This is a genomic window from Sphingomonas sp. IC081 (assembly GCF_006874585.1).
In the GTDB taxonomy this organism is placed as follows: Bacteria; Pseudomonadota; Alphaproteobacteria; order Sphingomonadales; family Sphingomonadaceae; genus Novosphingobium.
This window is the reverse complement of sequence record NZ_CP029762.1, coordinates 424,121-441,841: the sequence shown is the minus strand read 5'-3', so window position 1 is coordinate 441,841 and position 17,721 is coordinate 424,121. Positions and strand designations below refer to the sequence as shown.

At 64.2% G+C, this 17,721-nt stretch carries 20 protein-coding genes; 13 read left to right on the top strand and 7 right to left on the bottom strand.

The window, feature by feature from the left end:
- Positions 1-260 precede the first annotated feature (260 nt).
- Entirely contained in the window at positions 261-494 is a 234-nt protein-coding gene (locus DM450_RS20260) for a hypothetical protein (protein WP_142638578.1), read from the top strand.
- Between the two features lie 158 nt (positions 495-652).
- Here DM450_RS20260 and DM450_RS25945 read toward each other — a convergent pair whose 3' ends face one another.
- Positions 653-829: a hypothetical protein gene (locus DM450_RS25945; RefSeq protein WP_185928841.1), complete on the bottom strand. Its 177-nt coding sequence runs from the start codon at positions 827-829 to the stop codon at positions 653-655.
- A 338-nt stretch (positions 830-1,167) separates the two neighbouring features.
- Here DM450_RS25945 and DM450_RS20255 point away from each other — a divergent pair, with 338 nt between their 5' ends.
- From DM450_RS20255 to DM450_RS20220, 8 genes are all read left to right on the top strand, one after another.
- The gene (locus DM450_RS20255) at positions 1,168-1,839 is read left to right on the top strand and encodes a hydrolase (RefSeq protein WP_142638576.1); all 672 of its coding nucleotides are present in this window, start codon (positions 1,168-1,170) and stop codon (positions 1,837-1,839) included.
- A gap of 113 nt (positions 1,840-1,952) precedes the next feature.
- On the top strand, positions 1,953-2,789 hold the full coding sequence (locus DM450_RS20250) for an alpha/beta fold hydrolase (RefSeq protein WP_142638574.1): 837 nt from the start codon (positions 1,953-1,955) through the stop codon (positions 2,787-2,789).
- 26 nt (positions 2,790-2,815) lie between these two features.
- Entirely contained in the window at positions 2,816-3,088 is a 273-nt protein-coding gene (locus tag DM450_RS20245; RefSeq protein WP_142638572.1) for a DUF1427 family protein, read from the top strand.
- Between the two features lie 92 nt (positions 3,089-3,180).
- The gene (locus DM450_RS20240; protein ID WP_142638570.1) at positions 3,181-5,028 is read left to right on the top strand and encodes an amidohydrolase; all 1,848 of its coding nucleotides are present in this window, start codon (positions 3,181-3,183) and stop codon (positions 5,026-5,028) included.
- 220 nt (positions 5,029-5,248) lie between these two features.
- A complete protein-coding gene (locus DM450_RS20235; RefSeq protein ID WP_142638568.1) occupies positions 5,249-6,154 on the top strand; it encodes a glyoxalase in 906 nt (301 codons plus the stop codon).
- Positions 6,155-6,157: 3 nt separating this feature from the next.
- Positions 6,158-6,586, top strand: coding sequence for a DoxX family protein (locus DM450_RS20230; protein ID WP_142638566.1), 429 nt, complete (start codon positions 6,158-6,160; stop codon positions 6,584-6,586).
- A 43-nt stretch (positions 6,587-6,629) separates the two neighbouring features.
- Positions 6,630-7,952, top strand: a complete 1,323-nt coding sequence (locus tag DM450_RS20225; RefSeq protein ID WP_142639418.1) for an alginate export family protein — start codon at positions 6,630-6,632, stop codon at positions 7,950-7,952.
- 109 nt (positions 7,953-8,061) lie between these two features.
- Entirely contained in the window at positions 8,062-8,766 is a 705-nt protein-coding gene (locus DM450_RS20220) for a YoaK family protein (protein ID WP_142638564.1), read from the top strand.
- A gap of 168 nt (positions 8,767-8,934) precedes the next feature.
- Here DM450_RS20220 and DM450_RS25940 read toward each other — a convergent pair whose 3' ends face one another.
- Positions 8,935-9,111, bottom strand: a complete 177-nt coding sequence (locus DM450_RS25940) for a hypothetical protein (RefSeq protein ID WP_185928840.1) — start codon at positions 9,109-9,111, stop codon at positions 8,935-8,937.
- 133 nt (positions 9,112-9,244) lie between these two features.
- Complete coding sequence (locus tag DM450_RS20215) at positions 9,245-10,138, bottom strand: LysR family transcriptional regulator (protein ID WP_142638562.1); 894 nt, start codon at positions 10,136-10,138, stop codon at positions 9,245-9,247.
- Positions 10,139-10,255: 117 nt separating this feature from the next.
- Here DM450_RS20215 and DM450_RS25935 point away from each other — a divergent pair, with 117 nt between their 5' ends.
- Positions 10,256-10,396, top strand: a complete 141-nt coding sequence (locus DM450_RS25935) for a hypothetical protein (protein WP_185928853.1) — start codon at positions 10,256-10,258, stop codon at positions 10,394-10,396.
- Between the two features lie 149 nt (positions 10,397-10,545).
- Here the strand turns inward: DM450_RS25935 and istB are convergent, their stop codons facing one another.
- Entirely contained in the window at positions 10,546-11,274 is a 729-nt protein-coding gene (istB, locus tag DM450_RS20210; RefSeq protein ID WP_013831348.1) for an IS21-like element ISSsp4 family helper ATPase IstB, read from the bottom strand.
- Positions 11,261-12,775, bottom strand: a complete 1,515-nt coding sequence (gene istA / locus DM450_RS20205; RefSeq protein ID WP_142632652.1) for an IS21 family transposase — start codon at positions 12,773-12,775, stop codon at positions 11,261-11,263. Before istA ends, istB begins: the two co-directional genes overlap by 14 nt.
- Before the next feature lie 99 nt (positions 12,776-12,874).
- Here istA and DM450_RS20200 point away from each other — a divergent pair, with 99 nt between their 5' ends.
- A complete protein-coding gene (locus DM450_RS20200) occupies positions 12,875-13,723 on the top strand; it encodes a LysR family transcriptional regulator (RefSeq protein ID WP_221889508.1) in 849 nt (282 codons plus the stop codon).
- Between the two features lie 129 nt (positions 13,724-13,852).
- Here the strand turns inward: DM450_RS20200 and DM450_RS20195 are convergent, their stop codons facing one another.
- Together DM450_RS20195 and DM450_RS20190 are read right to left on the bottom strand one after the other, a co-directional pair.
- Positions 13,853-14,767 (bottom strand): alpha/beta hydrolase, encoded by a 915-nt coding sequence (locus DM450_RS20195; protein ID WP_142639414.1) that lies wholly within the window; start codon positions 14,765-14,767, stop codon positions 13,853-13,855.
- Between the two features lie 366 nt (positions 14,768-15,133).
- Entirely contained in the window at positions 15,134-16,009 is an 876-nt protein-coding gene (locus DM450_RS20190) for a LysR family transcriptional regulator (protein ID WP_221889507.1), read from the bottom strand.
- A 108-nt stretch (positions 16,010-16,117) separates the two neighbouring features.
- On the opposite strand from DM450_RS20190, the gene DM450_RS20185 reads away from it, so the two are divergent.
- On the top strand, positions 16,118-17,176 hold the full coding sequence (locus DM450_RS20185) for an alkene reductase (RefSeq protein WP_185928839.1): 1,059 nt from the start codon (positions 16,118-16,120) through the stop codon (positions 17,174-17,176).
- Between the two features lie 110 nt (positions 17,177-17,286).
- Positions 17,287-17,718, top strand: a complete 432-nt coding sequence (locus tag DM450_RS26055) for a hypothetical protein (protein ID WP_221889506.1) — start codon at positions 17,287-17,289, stop codon at positions 17,716-17,718.
- Positions 17,719-17,721 lie beyond the last annotated feature (3 nt).

Here is a 17,721-nt window from a genome sequence, read left to right as displayed (position 1 = left end):
GTGTAAATTTTATCGCACTGAAACATGGACTTCGCGGCGACTGGCCAAGCTTGGCGTCCAACGGTGCCTTTGACGCGACGAGACCGCGACAGAGCCCGGGCTTTCCGTTGACTTTAAATTCTCTACCATTAAAGTTGAGAATGAAGCGAAGAAGCGTCGGCAGGCGCATTACCGCCCGCCAGCGTTCCGCGCTTCCCACTGTCCCGTCCGACTTTCGGGCTGCGGCAGAACGAGGAAGTATCGCAAGAGGAGAGACGCAAATGGCTCGGAACGATTATCATGTGATCCCGCAGGGTGACCACTGGACGGTCACGCTCCACGGCGTTGCCCTGGCCGTTTTCGCGGACATGAAGGCCGCGCTCAACCGCGCGATCGATGCCGCCCACCAGGCCGGCATGGCCGGACACGATGCCCAGGTGCTGATTGCCGATCCGGCACAGGATCCGCGCACCAAATGGATCTTCGGGCTCCATCCCTATCCGCCCACCGCGTAATTCCGGCTACCGACGGCGAGGCTGCCTTCCGCGACCGCCTCGCCGCCGGGACCATGGGCGCCTGCTTCTTGTCCGCACATCCCGCATCGAAGGGAACGCGGCAAGAAACGGCGCCCTGTTTGTATCCAGGCCCTGCCGAACATCCGGCGGCCCAGACCTCATCTCCGGCGGGCCGCCTTGAGCAAGGCGTAGCTGCTGATCGCGCACAGCCCGAGCGCGAGCACGAAACCACTCCCCGCACCCCATCTGGCCCCGGTCGGCCCGCCTAGAAACCCGCCAAGCGCCAGCCCGATCAGCGGCAGGACAACAAGGGCAAGGCATCCGATGGCGACCACGCATTCTCTCCTGTGAAACCGTCCACGCCGCCTAGCACCGCGACCGGGCCTTGCCTCGCCCATTTTTCGCAGGCGCCATTACATTTCCGCACTGCTGACCGCGTGGTATAACCCAAACCTGTCCTGTTGGATGAGCGCCCCCATACCAAGGTTGCCCCTACCAACGGTTGATACCCAGCGGACGCTCTTGGGGGCACAATCGCGGCGTTCGACGACATTTCAATTTCATCGAATGTTTTTAGCGATTTTATCCGGATTTTCCATTCGGCGAAACCGGGCAACAAAGGCTTCACCAGACGCCGCCCCGGCACTGACACTTTGAGGACAGGAGCTTACCAATGACCGTCACCGCAACCCCGACCGCTATCGCAACCCCCGGCAAGTCGCTGATCTCGCCTGACAATCATGCGCTTGTCCTGATCGACTTCCAGTCGCAGATGGCGTTTGCCACCAAGTCCATTTCGGCCGAACTCCTCCGCAACAACGCAGCCCTGATTTCGCGCGGCGCCAAGTCGTTCGGCGTCCCCACCATCCTCACCACGGTTGCCGAAAAGAGCTTCTCCGGCCCGATGTTCGACGAGATCACCGAAGCCTTCGACGGCCAGAAGATGCTCGACCGCACGAGCATGAACACCTGGGAAGACGAAGGCGTGATCGAAGAGATCAACCGCATCGCCAAGCCCCGCATCGTCTTCGCCGGTCTGTGGACCTCGGTCTGCATCGTCGGCCCGGTTGCCTCGGCCATCGACCAGGGCTTCGAAGCCTACGTCATCACCGACGCCTGCGGCGACATCTCGACCGAAGCACATGAGCGTGCGGTGGAGCGCATGATCCAGCTCGGCGCCGTGCCGATGACCTCGCTCCAGTACCTGCTCGAACTGCAGCGCGACTGGGCCCGCACCGAAACCTACGACAGCACCACCGGCATCGCGAAGAAGTGGGGCGGCGCTTACGGCATCGGCATCAACTACGCCAAGACCATGTTCGGCGCTTCGGAAGGCGCGCACTGATTTAAAGCTCGGGACTGGCGGCCGATCCCCCCATCCGGCCCTCACCGAAGGTCGCCGGTCCCCACCCTTCCCTCCCCAAAATCCCTCTCCCAACCCACCCAAGGATCAGCATCATGGCATACGTAACCACCAAGGACGACACCCAAATCTTCTACAAGGACTGGGGCCCGAAGGACGCCCAGCCGATCGTCTTCCACCACGGCTGGCCGCTCTCGTCGGAAGACTGGGATGCGCAGATGCTGTTCTTCCTCTCCAAGGGCTACCGCGTCGTCGCCCATGACCGCCGGGGTCATGGCCGCTCGGAACAGGTGAGCGAGGGTCATGACATGGACCACTACGCCGCCGATGCCGCGGCGGTGATCGAACACCTCGACCTCAGGAACGCGGTCCACATCGGCCACTCGACCGGCGGCGGTGAAGTGGCCGCCTATGTCGCCCGCTACGGCATCCCGCAGGGCCGCGTCGCCAAGGCCGTGCTGGTCAGCGCCGTGCCGCCGATCATGCTCAAGACCGAGCGTTACCCCGGCGGCCTGCCGATCGAAGTGTTCGACGGCCTGCGCGAAGGCCTTGCCGCCAACCGCTCGCAGTTCTTCCGCGATGTCGCCTCGGGCCCGTTCTACGGCTTCAACCGCGAAGGCGCGAACGTGCTGCCCGCCGTGATCGACAACTGGTGGCGCCAGGGCATGACCGGCAGCGCCAAGGCCCACTACGAAGGCATCAAGGCCTTCTCGGAAACCGACCAGACCGACGATTTGGCGGCGATCACGGTCCCCACCCTCGTCCTCCACGGCGATGACGATCAGGTCGTCCCCTACAAGAACGCCGGCGTGCTCCAGGCCGAGATCCTGCCGAACGCGACGCTCAAGATCTACGAGGGCTTCTCGCACGGCATGCTGACCGTCAACGCCGACATCATCAATCCCGACCTGCTCGCCTTCGTGCAGGCCTGACCCAGAGCCACCGGGGAGACCGAGCCATGAAACCCTACCTTCTCTCGATTGCTGCCGGGCTGCTGGTGGGCGTGGTCTACAGTCTCCTCGGTGTCCGTTCGCCGGCCCCGCCGATGATTGCCCTGATCGGGCTTCTCGGTATCCTGCTCGGCGAGCAGATCGTGCCGCTGGCGAAAAAGATCTGGGCGCACGAGGAAGTCGCCCAGTTCGTCCAGACCGACTGCCGCAAGCACGTTCTCGGCCGCTTGCCGGGCGACAAGTTCCCCTGCCGCACCTCCGACCACAAGGGCGAGGCGTGATCACCCGCCGCCATACATTCCTCGGAGCGGCGGCCACCTCCCTGCTGCCCTCCATGCTCACCAGCCAGACCGTCCGATCCAAGGAAGCCCCCATGACCGATACGATCATCGTCAACGCCAAAGTGACCACTCTCGACCGCGAGAACCCGCAAGCCGAAGCGGTAGTCATCCGTGACGGCAAGTTCCTGACCGTGGGCAGCGAGCAGGAAGCACGCGAAGCCGCCGCGCCAGGCGCCGTCGTGATCGACGCCAAGGGCCACCGCCTGATCCCCGGCCTCATCGACAGCCACATGCACATCATCCGCGGCGGCCTGAACTTCAACATGGAGCTGCGCTGGGACGGCGTGACCTCGCTGGCAGAGGCGATGGCAATGCTGAAGAGGCAGGTCGACAACACCCCCGCCCCGCAGTGGGTCCGCGTCGTCGGCGGCTTTACCGAGCACCAGTTCGCCGAGAAGCGCCTGCCGACCATCGCGGAACTGAACGCCGTCGCCCCCGATACACCGGTCTTCATCCTGCACCTCTACGACCGCGCGCTGCTGAACGCTGCCGCGCTGCGCGTCGTCGGCTATACCAAGGACACGCCGAACCCGCCGGGCGGTGAGATCGTGCGTGATGCCGCCGGCAACCCCACCGGCCTGCTGCTCGCCCAGCCCAATGCGACGATCCTCTATTCGACGCTCGCCAAGGGCCCCAAACTACCGCCCGAGTACCAGCTCAACTCCACCCGCCACTTCATGCGCGAAGTCAACGCACTGGGCGTCACCGGGGTGATCGACGCGGGCGGCGGCTTCCAGAACTATCCCGACGATTACGACATCATCGAGAAGCTCCACGCCGAAGACCAGCTGACCGTGCGCATCAGCTACAACCTCTTCACGCAGAAGCCGAAGGAGGAACTCGCGGACTTCTCGGACTGGGTGAAGCAAGTCAGCCCCGGACAGGGCGACGACACCTATCGCCAAAACGGCGCGGGCGAGATGCTGGTCTATTCCGCTGCCGACTTCGAGGATTTCCGCGTCGAACGCCCGGACATGCCGCCCAGCATGGAAGGCGATCTGGAACCCGTCATCCGCCTGCTCGCCGAGCATCGCTGGCCCTGGCGCCTTCACGCCACTTATGACGAAACCATCGGCCGCGCGCTCGACGTCTACGAGAAGGTCAACCGCGACATCCCGCTACAGGGCATCAACTGGTTCTTCGACCACGCCGAGACCATTTCGGACCGCAATATCGACCGCATCGCCGCGCTCGGCGGCGGCATCGCGGTGCAGCACCGCATGGCCTATCAGGGCGAATACTTCTTCGAGCGCTACGGCGCCAAGGCGGCCGAACGCACGCCGCCGATCGCCCGGATGCTGGCTGCCGGCATCCCCGTGGGCGGCGGCACCGACGCTACCCGCGTCGCCAGCTACAACCCCTGGGTCTCGCTCTCGTGGCTGGTCACCGGGCGCACCGTGGGCGGCCTCTCGCTCTATCGCGGCGACAACCGCGTCAGCCGCGAGAAGGCGCTGCGCATGTGGACGCACGAGAACACCTGGTTCTCCAACGAAGTGGGCAAGAAGGGCCAGATCAAGGCGGGCCAGCTGGCCGACCTCGCACTGCTGTCCGACGATTACTTCAGCGTGCCCGACAATGAGATCGTCCACATCCGCTCGATCCTGACGCTGCTGGGCGGCAAGGTGGTGCATGGCGAGGGCGACTATCGCCCGCTCGCGCCGGAACTGCCGCGCCCGATGCCGGACTGGTCGCCGGTCGCCACGTTCGGCGGCTATTACCAGACGCCCGAAGCCAAGCAGAAGCTGGCCTCGGCCTGCGGCTGTGCCAGTTCCTGCGGCGTCCACGGCCACGACCATGCCGCTGCGCTGGGCGCCAATGTTCCCGCAGCCGATGTCCAGACCTTCTGGGGTTCGCTCGGCTGCGGCTGCTGGGCCGTCTGATCCGATGCGGCCCCTCCGGGCGAGGAGGGGCCACATCAGCTACATTTCCATAATCTCGAACATATCGAACGATATTATTCGGATCGATAGCCGCTCGTCTGCGCCCTACACCGATCCCGGAAGCTCCGCCCATCCCCAGAATATGGGGCCAGAACAGGGAGGAGCAGTCCGAGACGACGATGAAACTCGCCCCCGAGAAACGCCCCTCAGGAGACCTTCGATGAAGCGCTTTGCCTTCCTCTTCGCCGCTGCCGTGATCGCCACCAGCCCGATCGCAGTTCCCGCCGCTATCGCCAAGCCTGCCGCCGCCTCGGCCGACTATTCGGTCGGCGCGCAGTACGACACCACCCACGTCTACGTCCCGCAGGATCAGTTCGACACGTTCGTTTCCAGCTTCGTCGCCACATTCGGCGGCACCACCAGCAAGCAGGGCGAATTCCAGGTGACGCCGACCAAGAGCCTCACCAAGTCGCAGCTGGTGCTGACGCCGGCGGGCACCGTCTCGGTTTTCGGCTTCAAGACGCCGATCCCCTACCCCTTCGGCGATGAGCGCACCGGCTATCTGGTCACCGACCTCGACGCCGCGGTGAAGTCCGCAGTCAGCCATGGCGCCGTGCGCCGTCTGGAAACCTTCCCCGATCCGATCGGCCGGGATTCCGTGATCCAATGGCCGGGCGGCGTGAACATGCAGCTTTACTGGCACACCGCCAAGCCGAGCTACACCCCGCTCGAAACCGTGCCGGAAAACCGCATCTACCTGACCGTCGATGCCGCCGATACCTTCATCAAGAGCTGGACCGGCTTCGCCCAGGCCAAGATCACCGCCGACGACAAGGCCGCCAATGGCGCCGAGATCGGCGAACCCGGCAAGACCATCCGCCGCGTCGCGATCACCAGCGGCTACGGCAAGATGGTGGTCTACGTCTCGGACGGCCAATTGCCCTGGCCCTATGGCCGCGACATGACCGGCTATGCGGTCGGTGACCTCAACGCAACGCTTGCCAAGGCTTCGGCAGCCGGCGTGGAAACGCTGGTCGCGCCCTACACGACGGGCAAGCGTCAAGCTGCCATCGTCCGCTTCCCCGGCGGCTACATCGCCGAGATTCATTCCGGCGAGGTGAACTGAGCCATGTCCGGCACCGGTACTCCCAAATTCGTTGCATCGGTGCTGGACTTCGCACCGACGGGGTTCCTCGCCCGCCTCCTGCTGGTGGGCGCTTACCTCGTCGGCGGACTTACCAAGCTGACCGACTGGCCCGGCGCCGTGGCGGAACAGGCCCACTTCGGCCTGACGCCTCCCGCGCTCTGGGCGGCGCTCACCATCGCGGTGGAACTGATCGCCCCCCTGCTGATCCTGACGGGCCGTCTCGTCTGGCTGGGCGCAGGCATGCTCGGCGTATTCACTTTCTTCGCCGCGCTGGTCGCCAATGCCTTCTGGGCCATGCCCGCCGGTCCCGAGCGCTTCGGCGCCACCAACGCCTTCTTCGAGCATATGGGCCTTGTCGGCGGGTTCATTCTGGTCGCGATCCTTGCTTACCGGGCGCAGCGCAGTGCCTAGGTTTCTTCCGCTGGCATTGCTCGCGGCCACAGTCCTGCCGGGTATGGCACCAACGGCCGCGCAGGCCGAACCCACCGAGGCATGGCAGGCGCCTACCCTCTCGATCACCCGCTACGACGAAGACTGGTCGGACCTCGCCGATACCGAAAAGCGCGCGCACCACTGGACCGGGCAATTCAAGTACATCCCCATCAGCGATGACGTCTGGCTTTCCACCGGCATCGAACTGCGTGTGCGCAACGAAAATCTGGAGAACAACCTCTGGGGCGGCGCTGAGGCGCCGAACGACAGCTACGTCTGGTTTCGCGCCTTGCCTTATGCCGATCTCCATGTCGGCAAGCTGCGGGCCTTCGTTCAGCCGATCGCCTCGACATCGGCCAGCGTCGCGCCCTCGCCGGGCCCGGTGGACGGCACCGGCGTCGACCTGCTGCAAGGTTTCGTCGAGGCCGACCTCGGCGCGATCACCCTGCGCGCCGGGCGGCAGATGCTCTCGCTCGGCACCGAGCGGCTGATCGGCACCCGCTACGGCCCCAACGTGCCGCTCGCCTTCGATGGCCTGCGCACGAATGTCACGCTGGGCGCGGCCACCGTCAGCCTGCTCGCGGTCAAGCCCGTTCAGGCACGCAAGGGTGATTTCAACGACCGCACCTCGCCTGACAAGTCGCTCTGGGGCGCCTATGCCACGCTGCCGACGCTCGACCTCTACTATCTCGGCTACCGCAACGATGCGGCGCACTGGGGCACCCGCACCGGCACCGAAACCCGCCACAGCCTTGGCGCACGCTGGCACGGCAAGCAGGATGACTGGCACTGGAACGTCGAGGGCGTCTACCAGTTCGGCCGCTTTGCGGACGGGCCCATCTCGGCCTGGACGCTCGGCACCGAACTCGGCCGTGCCTTCCCGGACGCCCCGCTGACGCCCGATCTCACGCTGCGCGTCAATGTCGTCAGCGGCGACAGGAACCGGTCAGACAACCGGCTCGGCACGTTCAATGCGCTATTCCCCAAGGGTAAGTATTTCGGCGAACTCTCGCCGGTCGGCCCCTACAACATCGTCAATGTCTATTCCTCGCTTGGCATGCAGCTGGCGCCGGATGTCTCGGCCAGCTTCGCCGCCATGGCCTATTGGCGCTATTCGCGGGAAGACGGGATATACGACATCCCCGGCAACCTGATCCGCGATGCCGGCAACAGCCGCGCGAAATTCGTCGGCAAGGAAGTGGAAGCGACGCTCGCCTGGCAGGCGACGGCCGAACTCGAACTTTCCGCATCGCTTTCCGCCTTTGCCCCCGGCCGCTTCATCCGCGAGACCGGCTCCGCCAAAACGATCCGCATGCTTGGTCTCGAAAGCAACTTCCGGTTCTGATCGGCATTCCATCGTTTCGAACGAAACGAACGATCTTATGCGGATACCGGCCATTGCGGCATGGACCTAGACCTGCGGCACTACCTCTCTTTCCCCCCCGGAGATCGCCATGACAGCAACACCGCCTCCACCAAGCTCATCCTCTTCGCTCCCACGGCTGCTGTTGCTGCTGTCCGCCACCACCGGCCTCGTCGACGCCGCGTCGGTGCTGGGGCTCGGCAAGGTCTTCACCGCCAACATGACCGGCAATGTCGTGTTCCTCGGATTCGCCGCGGTCGGCACGCCCGGCTTCAAGGTTCTGCCTGCGGTCATGGCGCTGCTGGCCTTCATGGGCGGCGCATGGGGGGCGGGCAAGCTAGCCCGCGCCCATGCCGCCTTGCCGCTGCGGCGCTGGCTTCTGCGCGCTGCGGTTGTCGAAGGCAGCCTGCTTCTCGCTGCCGCGCTGGTCGCGCTGACCATCGACGTCGCAGCCCAGGCGCCGGAAGCGGCCGTGCTGACGGTGATCGTGCTGACGGGCTTCGCAATGGGCCTGCGCAACGCCACGATCCGTGCCCTGAAGGTTCCGGATCTCACCACCACCGTGCTGACCTTGACAATTACCGGCATCGCCGCCGACCAGACCGGCCGTTCGGCCTCTCCCAACTTCGCGCGGCGTTTTGCGGCGGTGCTGTCGATCTTCCTTGGCGCGGCCCTTGGCGCGGCATTGCTGCGCTTCAACCTCGCGGTACCGCTGGTCGTGGCCAGCATCTTGGTGGTCGGCAGCACGGCGCTGTTCGCCCGCGATCCGGTCTCGGCCTTGCCTCACAAGGTATGAAAAGGGTGCGGGCCTGGCGCCCGCACCCACCCGGGCCGCACCCTGTTTATGCCCGGCGGTGCGCCGGGCAAAAAAACACCCGCCGGCATACCGTGCCGACGGGGTGACAATGGCGTGTCGTGATTGGGGTCGTGGTCCCGCGCCTGACGAGCCCGGCGGAGGAGCTATTCAGTTGACGAGCGCGCTTCCGGCCTTGCGGCGGCGCCAGGCGTGATCGGCAATCAGGCCCAGTGCGGCCATCGTCCCGCCGGTCAGACCCGCCGTGCTCAGCGCGATGATCACCGGCTGGGCCATATTGGCATAAGGCCGGGCGCGTTCATGAAGGTTCTCGATCATCCGGGTCATGGCACTGCTCCTGCATGGGGTACCGGAGGCTGCGCCTCATCGGACGTCCGGCTCGCAGATGCAGATGCGCCTTTTCAGGTTTTCGCGAAATCGCGATAATATAAATCCAAATGTTCGATAATATCGAAAAGCGTTAGATGAACCGCAGCTCCGCGTCGAGAAAATCCAGGAAGGCGCGGATGCGCGAGGCCATGCGCCGATGACCAACGTAGAGCGCGTGGATCTCCTCGTGATCACCGGGATTGAAGGCGCCGAGAACTTCCACCAGTCGCCCCGCCGCCAGATCGGCGGCGACGTGGAACTGCCCGAGCCGGGCGATCCCGCCGCCGGCGACCGCCATGAGCCGTACCACCTCCCCCGAATTGCCGAGGAACGCGGCCTCGACCGACCGCTGGACAAGCGCACCATCGATGCGGAACGGCCAGCTGTCGAGCGAGCGACGGAAGCTGAACTGGAGGCAGGCGTGCCGGGCGAGGTCGCGCGGGTGGCCCGGCATGCCCCGCGCCTCAAGGTAGGCGGGACTGGCCACCAGCGCCATGGCGCTGCGAGCCAGCTTCTTGGCCTTCAGCCCGGTGTCCCGCAGCGGGCCGATGCGGATCGCGATGTCCGCGCGCGCCTCGACCAGGTCGACCAGTTCATCGGCCAGCGCCAGTTCCACCCGCACTGCCGGATAGCGGGCCAGAAAGCGCGGCAGGATCGGCAGCAGGCACTGGGTCCCGAACGGCACCGAGGCGTTGACGCGCAGCGGCCCCCTCGGGGCTTCCTCGTTTGCCATGAAGCCGCGCTCCACTTCGTCAACTTCGGCGATGAGCCCGGAGACGCGCTCACGATAGACTTCGCCTTCGGCGGTCAGCGACAAGGCACGCGTGGTCCGGCTCACCATCTGCACGCCGAGGCGGAGTTCCAGCCGGGAGATCGCCCGGCTGACCGCGGACGGCGTCAGCCGAAGGGCCCGAGCGGCACCGGCAAAGCTGCCCGACTGCGCCACGGCGAGGAAAATCTGCATGTCGCCTAAGCGGTTGTCCATGGCCTTACTCGTGATTCCAATGCACTTCTAAGATGCATTGCCTCGATCTAATCATCAATGCCGACTTCGCCTATCTTCCGGTCATCCCTCTCCCCCCGACGTAAAGGAATGCCCCAGATGGACCTCAAACTCACCGGAAAGACCGCCCTCGTCACCGGATCGACGGCCGGTATCGGCCTTGCCATCGCCCAGCGCTGTCAACCGGCGCGCAAAACTGACCCCCTATCGGCGCCCAATATTGACCCCACCTTTCGGTAGTCTGGCGGTTATCCCGGTAGTCGATAGGAGGGGCCCACGGACGACGACGCGCACCGTCAGGTGTGCTGGCGGCGGCGTCCGTGGGAGGTCCCTGTTGACCCACCGGGTTAACCGCCGGGGATGGGGGTCCGGGGGAAGGGGTTTTCGGCTCAGTTCCGGTTTTTGAACCGCCAGCTGTCATTGCCCGTCTCGATGATGTCGCAGTGGTGCGTGATGCGATCGAGAAGAGCGGTGGTCATCTTGGGGTCGTGGAAGACGCTCGGCCATTCGCCGAAGGCGAGATTGGTCGTGATAATGACCGAGGTCTTTTCGTAGAGCTTGCTGATCAGGTGGAAGAGCATCTGGCCACCGGACCGGGCGAACGGCAGGTAGCCGAGCTCGTCAAGCACCACGAGATCAAGCCGCGAGAGTTGGGTGGCAAGGCTGCCGGCCTTGCCCAGGCGAGCCTCTTCCTCAAGCCGGTTCACCAGATCGACCGTATTGAAGTATCGGCCTCTGGCACCGGCGCGCACCACTGCGGCGGTGATGGCGAGAGCCAGATGAGTCTTGCCCGTGCCTGTTCCGCCGATCAGCACGATATTGCGCCGTTCCGGCAGGAACGAGCCCGTATGAAGCGAGCGGATCAGTCCTTCGTTGATCGGCGTGCCATCGAACATGAACCCATCCAGGTCCTTGATCGCCGGAAGCTTGGCTGCGGTCATGCGATAACGGATCGATGCCGCATCCCGGTGCGCCGTCTCCGCACGCAACAGGTCGCCCAACATCTCCATGACCGTTCTGTCTCGGCGGATGCCGTTGGTGACGGCATCATCGAAGGCCGCCACCATGCCCTTGAGCCCCAGCCCCTTGAGGGCGGCCATGATCTCATGCCGCTGCATCGAGGTCTCGCACGGTATCGTAGCGGCCGCAGTTCGCCTCTGGCGGATGCTTGAGCTTCAGGTTGACGACGACGTCCATAGCCTGGGCATCATGAGGCTCGCGGCGACGGGACAGGATGTTGAGGATGATCTCGTCGCTGATAGTACCGGCGCTGAGTGCCTCGCGCACTGCGGCCTCGACAGCCTCCAGGCCATCTTCGGGGACAGCGGCGAGGACGCGTACAAAGCGCCGGTCGGCATCGTCGCCCTTGCCCAACTTACGCCGCAATTGGGCCAGTGCAGGTGGGAGAGCCCAGTCCTGGAAGGGAGCACCATTGCGCAACGCACCGGGCTTGCGGGCGAGGATGGGCAGGTAGTGCCATGGATCGAAGATTGTCTGGTTCCGGCCGAAGACCCGTTCGTGTTCGGCCACGACAGCGCCGTCGCAGCGGATCACGATGCGCGTTGCATAGGCCCGCACCTGCACAGCCTGATGGGCCGCCTTTGCCATCACCGAGTACCGATTGCGATCGAAGCTCACGAGGCACGTCGAACTGGCTACGTGTTCGCTCTCGAAGAACCCGTCGAAGGGAACCGGTAGCGGTTGCAGCATCGGCCGCTCCACCTCCAGCGCCTGCGCGATCGTCATGCCTTCCTGGTCAGGATGCTGGTTGCGTTCCGCCCAGCGCCGGCACTCGGCTTCCAGCCAGATGTTCAGTTCCTCGAGGCTGGCAAAGCGCAGGCGCGGCTTGAACAGGCGCTCCCTACTGGTCTGAACCTGGTTCTCGACCTGACCCTTCTCCCACCCTGCGGCAGGACTACAGGCCACCGGCTCAACGCGATAGTGGTCCGTCATGATCAGAAACCGCCGGTTGAACAGGCGTTCCTTGCCGGTGAACACCGTCGTCACCGCCGTCTTCATATTGTCGTAGATGCCGCGCGTCGGAATCCCACCGAAGAAGGCAAAGGCGCGGGCATGTGCGTCGAACACCATCTCTTGCGTCTCGCGAGGATAGGCACGGACAAATGGTGCCCGTGACCAGCAAAACCGCATATGCGCGACCTTCACGCGCATTGGCTTGCCGGCGATCTCGACGTCCTCATGGCTCCAGTCGAACTGGTAAGCCTCGCCGGGCCGGTACATCAACGGGATGAACGCCTTGGTCATATCGCCGGCGTCAACGCGACGCTCACGCTTCCAGCGTGCAGCATAGCGCCGCACAGCGTCATAAGAGCCGCCAAACCCTTCGCGCTGAAGCAGATCATGGATCCGCGTCATGCGAAGCCGGTCACGCCGGGGCAGCCCTTCGTTCTCTTCAAGCAGTTCTTCCAGGCGAGTGCTGAAAGGGCCGGTCTGCGGCCGATGCTGTTCCTTGCGCTCGTAACTGGCATCCGCGTTCGGCGCCCGGATCGCCTTGCGCACCGTGTTGCGCGACAGCCGCAAATCCCGCGCTATCGCCTTGATCGGCTTACCGTCCCGGTGCTCCCGACGGATCCTCGTAATCGTCTCCACAACCAACATCCCTGTACCCGCCGTCCGGAACCGAAACGGCGGCGCTTCTCACAATGAGATGAAGGGGGTCAATTTTAGACGCCGATCACCCCGCTAAGGGGGTCAATTTTGCACGCCGCTCCACAGGCGGGCGAGCGGCTTGGCCTGACCCAACCGGCCGTAAGCGGCATGCTCAACCGGCTTCGCGAGACGTTCGATGATCCGCTGTTCGTTCGCGCCCAGCGCGGGGTTCTGCCCACACCTCGAGCCGAAGCTCTCGCGGAACCGCTTCGGCGCGCGCTCGGCGAAATCGAGGCCTTGCTGCAACCCGATGCCTTCGATCCCGCGACGGCGGAGCGGACCATCGGCATCGCCGCGACCGATTACGCACAGCAGGTCGTACTTCTCCCATTCCTGAGCGCCTTGCGCACGAGCGCGCCGGGCATCCGGATTGCAATCCGGCACGTTGCGATGGAGACGCTGGCGCTCGATATGGAGCAGGGCAAGACCGACCTCGCGCTCGTCACCCCGCAGATGGCGCCCGAGAACCTGCGTGCGCGCCACCTGTTCGAGGAACACTATACCTGCGTCCTGCGCCGTGATCATCCGGCAGCGGGGCAGGCTATGGACCTCGATACGTTCTGTGCCTTGGACCACGCCCTGATGTCGCACGACGGCACTCGGTTCCAGGGTGCGACCGATCATGCCTTGGCGGCCCTCAACCGCACGAGGCGGGTCATCATGACGGCCCCCAACTTTGGTCTGGTCCTCGATCTGGTACGCACATCCAACGCCTGTGCATTACTTCCCGCCCGCTTGGTAAAAGGTCAGAAAGGTCTGCATCTTCAGGAGCCCCCTTTGCCGGTACCCGGCTTTACGAAGATTCTGGTCTGGCACGAACGGACCCACCACGATTCCGCAATGGCCTGGCTGCGCCAGCAGCTAGCGAAGAGCGTAAAAAGCGCAGGCGACAACTAGATCTTGACGCTGAGTACGACCCCTCCCGGTCACTCAGCGCTCCAGTTTCGCTCCCCAGCAACGGACCGGCAGCTTTCCCATCGCCCTTCCGAGAGGATGCCGTGAAGAGACTTCCCGGTCTCGGGCACTTCACTGGTCAGGGGCTGTCTTTCTGGTCAGGAATCCCTGCATAGAAAGCCACGCGGTGAATTCGTCTAGCACGAGCGTTGTCGTGGTGTTTGGCTTTCCGAGCCCGAAACCATGGCCTCCCTGCTGGTAGCCATGAATTTCGACAGGCCGCTTGGCTGCGAGCCAGGCCTGCGCAATTGGAAAGCCCATCGAGGGAAACAGGGGGTCGTCGAGAGCGATTGCATCGAACATCGGCGATGCGTCTGCCGGAACGTCGATCTTTGCCTGCGGGCCATAGATGTACCCGAAGAAAGCAGGGCGTTCGCCCGACTTCGCGGCAAGGACGGTCTGGAGCGAGGTCATGGCGCCTGCCGAAAAACCGATCATGCCGACGCGGGCGGGGTCGACGCCCCATTTGGCGGCATGTTCGCGCACCATCTTCAGAGCGGCAAGGCCATCTTCAGTCGCTTGCGGATTGGTGAGCACCGGTTGCTTGGTCGGATCGGGAATGCCCTCCATCATCTTGGTCCAAACATATTTCCCGGCTTCGGCTTCATCCTTGGGGGTTGGCAACAGGCGATATTTCAGAACGAACGCGGCAATACCGCGATCTGCAAGGGCCTGAGCTACATCCCAGCCCTCGTGCGACATGGAAAGCGCCATGAAAGCGCCGCCGGGCGCCACGATCACAGCGGCGCCGGTCGCTTTGGCGGGATCGGGAAGAATCGGGGTCAAGGTGGGCCGCGTGACATTGCGAACCGCATAGTCCTTACCGAAGTATCGGGCCCAGTTCTCGTTGTCGGCAGATCCTGGCGTCTGGGCGCCATAGAGCGGGAGGGCGCCCGTCTCGACCGGCGCGCTTGCCGGAGCGGGTGCAGGATAGTCGGCAGGCTGCGCAGCAGCACTCCCTGCTGCTGCTACGCATGCTGTTGCCATAACAAAATATGCGGATTTACCAGTTGCCATCCACCATCTCCCCTGTTGTTGGGAAGGTGAATGACATCTACAAACGTAAAGGGTCAAATAGGCATATTTTGCAATCCCATAGTAATTTCCTATACCTCCGTGCTGGCCGGCAGTGACAACCACTGCATCGTGAAACCAAGCCAGGCATCAGCAAGCTACGACGCGGCGGAGCTGCATTGTAGATTTCCCTGCTCATTCCCCATTAACTATTCGGGGGCGCCATATGAAGAACCGACCCATCGCTGGCGTTCAGCAGTCGACTTCTGCATCACAGGTCCGGCCGGTCCGTCATGGTATGCGGCCCGGGTCTCGTGCCCATTTCGGGGCGCGACCGGGTCAGCGCTTCGAGGCCAGCTTTTCCCTCAGGAATTCGATGAAACGCTGAGTTTTGGCTGGAAGCAGACGGGTCTCGGTCAGGGCGTAGACGGACATGGGTTTGCCCTGCCATTCAGGCAGGATGCGTCGCAGTTGGCCGGAGCCAAGCTCGTCCGCCACGATTTCCTCGGGAACAAGGATGACGCCGAGGCCCAGGGTGCTCAGCCGCTTGATCATGCCGACATTGTTGAGGTGAAAGCGTCCGCCCACGGGAACCTCGCATCGGCTGTCGCCACGGGTGAGCGTCCAGCGCCCCTCGCGGATCATGCCCATGCAATCGTGCTGCTCGAGGTCTTCCGGACTGGTCGGCACCCCGCGCTGCGCGAGATACGACGGTGCGGCATAGAGGTGCGACACCAGCCGGGCCAGCGGCCGTGCGATGAGGTGGGAATCCGCAGGCTCTCCCATGCGGATGGCGATGTCGAAGCGTTCGCTTACGAGGTCGATGCGGCGCGGTGTCAGGTCGATGTCAAAGCTGATACCGGGGTATAGCTGCGAGAATTCTGCGATGAGCGGCGCCAGGTATGTCACCGCGAAGTCCACCGGCAGCGAAGCGCGCAGCACCCCTGTGGGCTGTGCCAGCATCTCGCCCAGTTCGAGATGCGCGAGACGCGCTTCCTCGACGATGCGCTTGCTGCGCTCGAAGTAGACCTGGCCCGCCTCGGTGAGCTCGATCCGACGCGTCGTGCGGTGGAGGAGCCTGAGGCCGAGAGCCTTTTCCAACATGCCGATGCGACGCGAGACCGTCGAGTTGGGCATGCCTAACACTTCGGCAGCGCCGCGAAAGCTCCTTGCCTTCACCACTTCGACGAAGAGCGCCATGTCGTCGAGATGCATCACCCAATTGCTCCATCAGTGGATCAATCTTCTCCAGTTTGCCGTCTTTATCCCGATCGTTCGCAGGGCGATAGTGCGCTCAAGCAATCCCCCCAACGGAGAAACCCCGTGAGCACCCTCTTCGAACCCGTCCGTGTCGGCCGCTATGCCCTGCCCAACCGCCTCGTCATGGCTCCGATGACGCGCAGCCGCGCCAACCTCGACGGAACCCCAGGTCCACTTGCCGCCGACTACTATGCGCAGCGGGCCAGCATCGGCCTCATCGTGACCGAAGGCACCCAGCCCTCCGACGACGGGCAGGGCTACATGACGACCCCCGGCATCTACACGGACGGACATGTCGCGGCCTGGCGCGCGACCACCGAAGCCGTCCACGCCAAGGGGGGGCACATCTTCATCCAGCTGATGCACGCTGGCCGCATGTCGCATCCGGACAACACGCACCACCGCCAGGGTGTCGCCCCGTCCGCGATCGCGCCGGGCGCGCAGATGTTCACGCCGACGGGCCTTCAGGACGCGCCGACACCGCGCGCGCTTTCGACCGATGAAGTGGCCACAACGGTTACTGACTTCGCGCACGCGGCGCGCTCTGCGATCGAGGCAGGGGCCGACGGGGTGGAGATTCATGGCGCCAATGCCTATCTTATCCAGCAGTTCCTCGCCCCCAGCGCCAACCAGCGCACCGACCGCTACGGCGGCTCGCTCGAGAACCGGGCGCGCTTTGCCATCGAGGTGGCGCGCGCCATTTCCGATGCGATCGGCGCCGACCGCACCGGCATCCGCCTGTCGCCCGGCACTCCGCTCTGGGGCATCGTAGAGGGGCCTGAGGGGCCGGACCTCTATCGTCATCTCGTCGCCGAGCTCGACAATCTGGGGCTCGCCTATCTCCACATCATGGACCAGGGTGACGAGGCGCTTCTCGTCGATATCCGCAAGCTGTGGAGCGGCATCCTGATCGTCAACCGCCCGGGGCGCCCGCGCGCCGAGATCGGCGGGGATCTGGCGACCGGCCTTGCGGACCTTGAATCCTATGGACAGATGGTGCTCGCCAATCCCGACTTCGTGGCTCGCCTCGAGGCCGACGCTCCTTTCAACAAGGCTGATCGGATGAGCTACTTTGGCGGCACCGAGACGGGCTACACCGATTATCCGGCACTTATCGCCTGAGGGAGGCTCGCGATGCCTGCGCCCCTTGCCGTGCAACACTTCAAACATGGCCAGCACTTTCGCGCTGAGGTGTTGTGCGGCGAGGATCGCGTCCTTCATCGGGGTCTATCATGCCTGCATGGATCGTGGCGCTCGAACGTTTCACCGGCGCCAATGCCGCCATGCTGCTGATCGATCACCAGGTCGGCACGATGAAATGGGTGAGCTCGCTTCCTATCGAGGAAATGAAGCGCAACGCGCTCATGCTCGCCAGGACGGCTCGTATCCTCCATGCTCGTGGTGCTCACCTCGAGCATGGAGGAATACGCGCGGGGGCCCTTCTGCCGGCGCTGCAGGGGGGGCAAATGGGGGCTATCGTGACCTCGAGGAATTTGCCCACGCCGCCTAGTCTCGCGACATCAGGAATCGGGCTGGACTGGAGCAAGCTCCCTATGCTCTTGATGGCATCGAGAATAGAACATAATAAGAACGAATGCGAATCGTCGATGCCCTCTCTATGTCTGCAGCCTTGGGCGAGGTTAAGCCTTGGGCGAGTCGCATAGCCT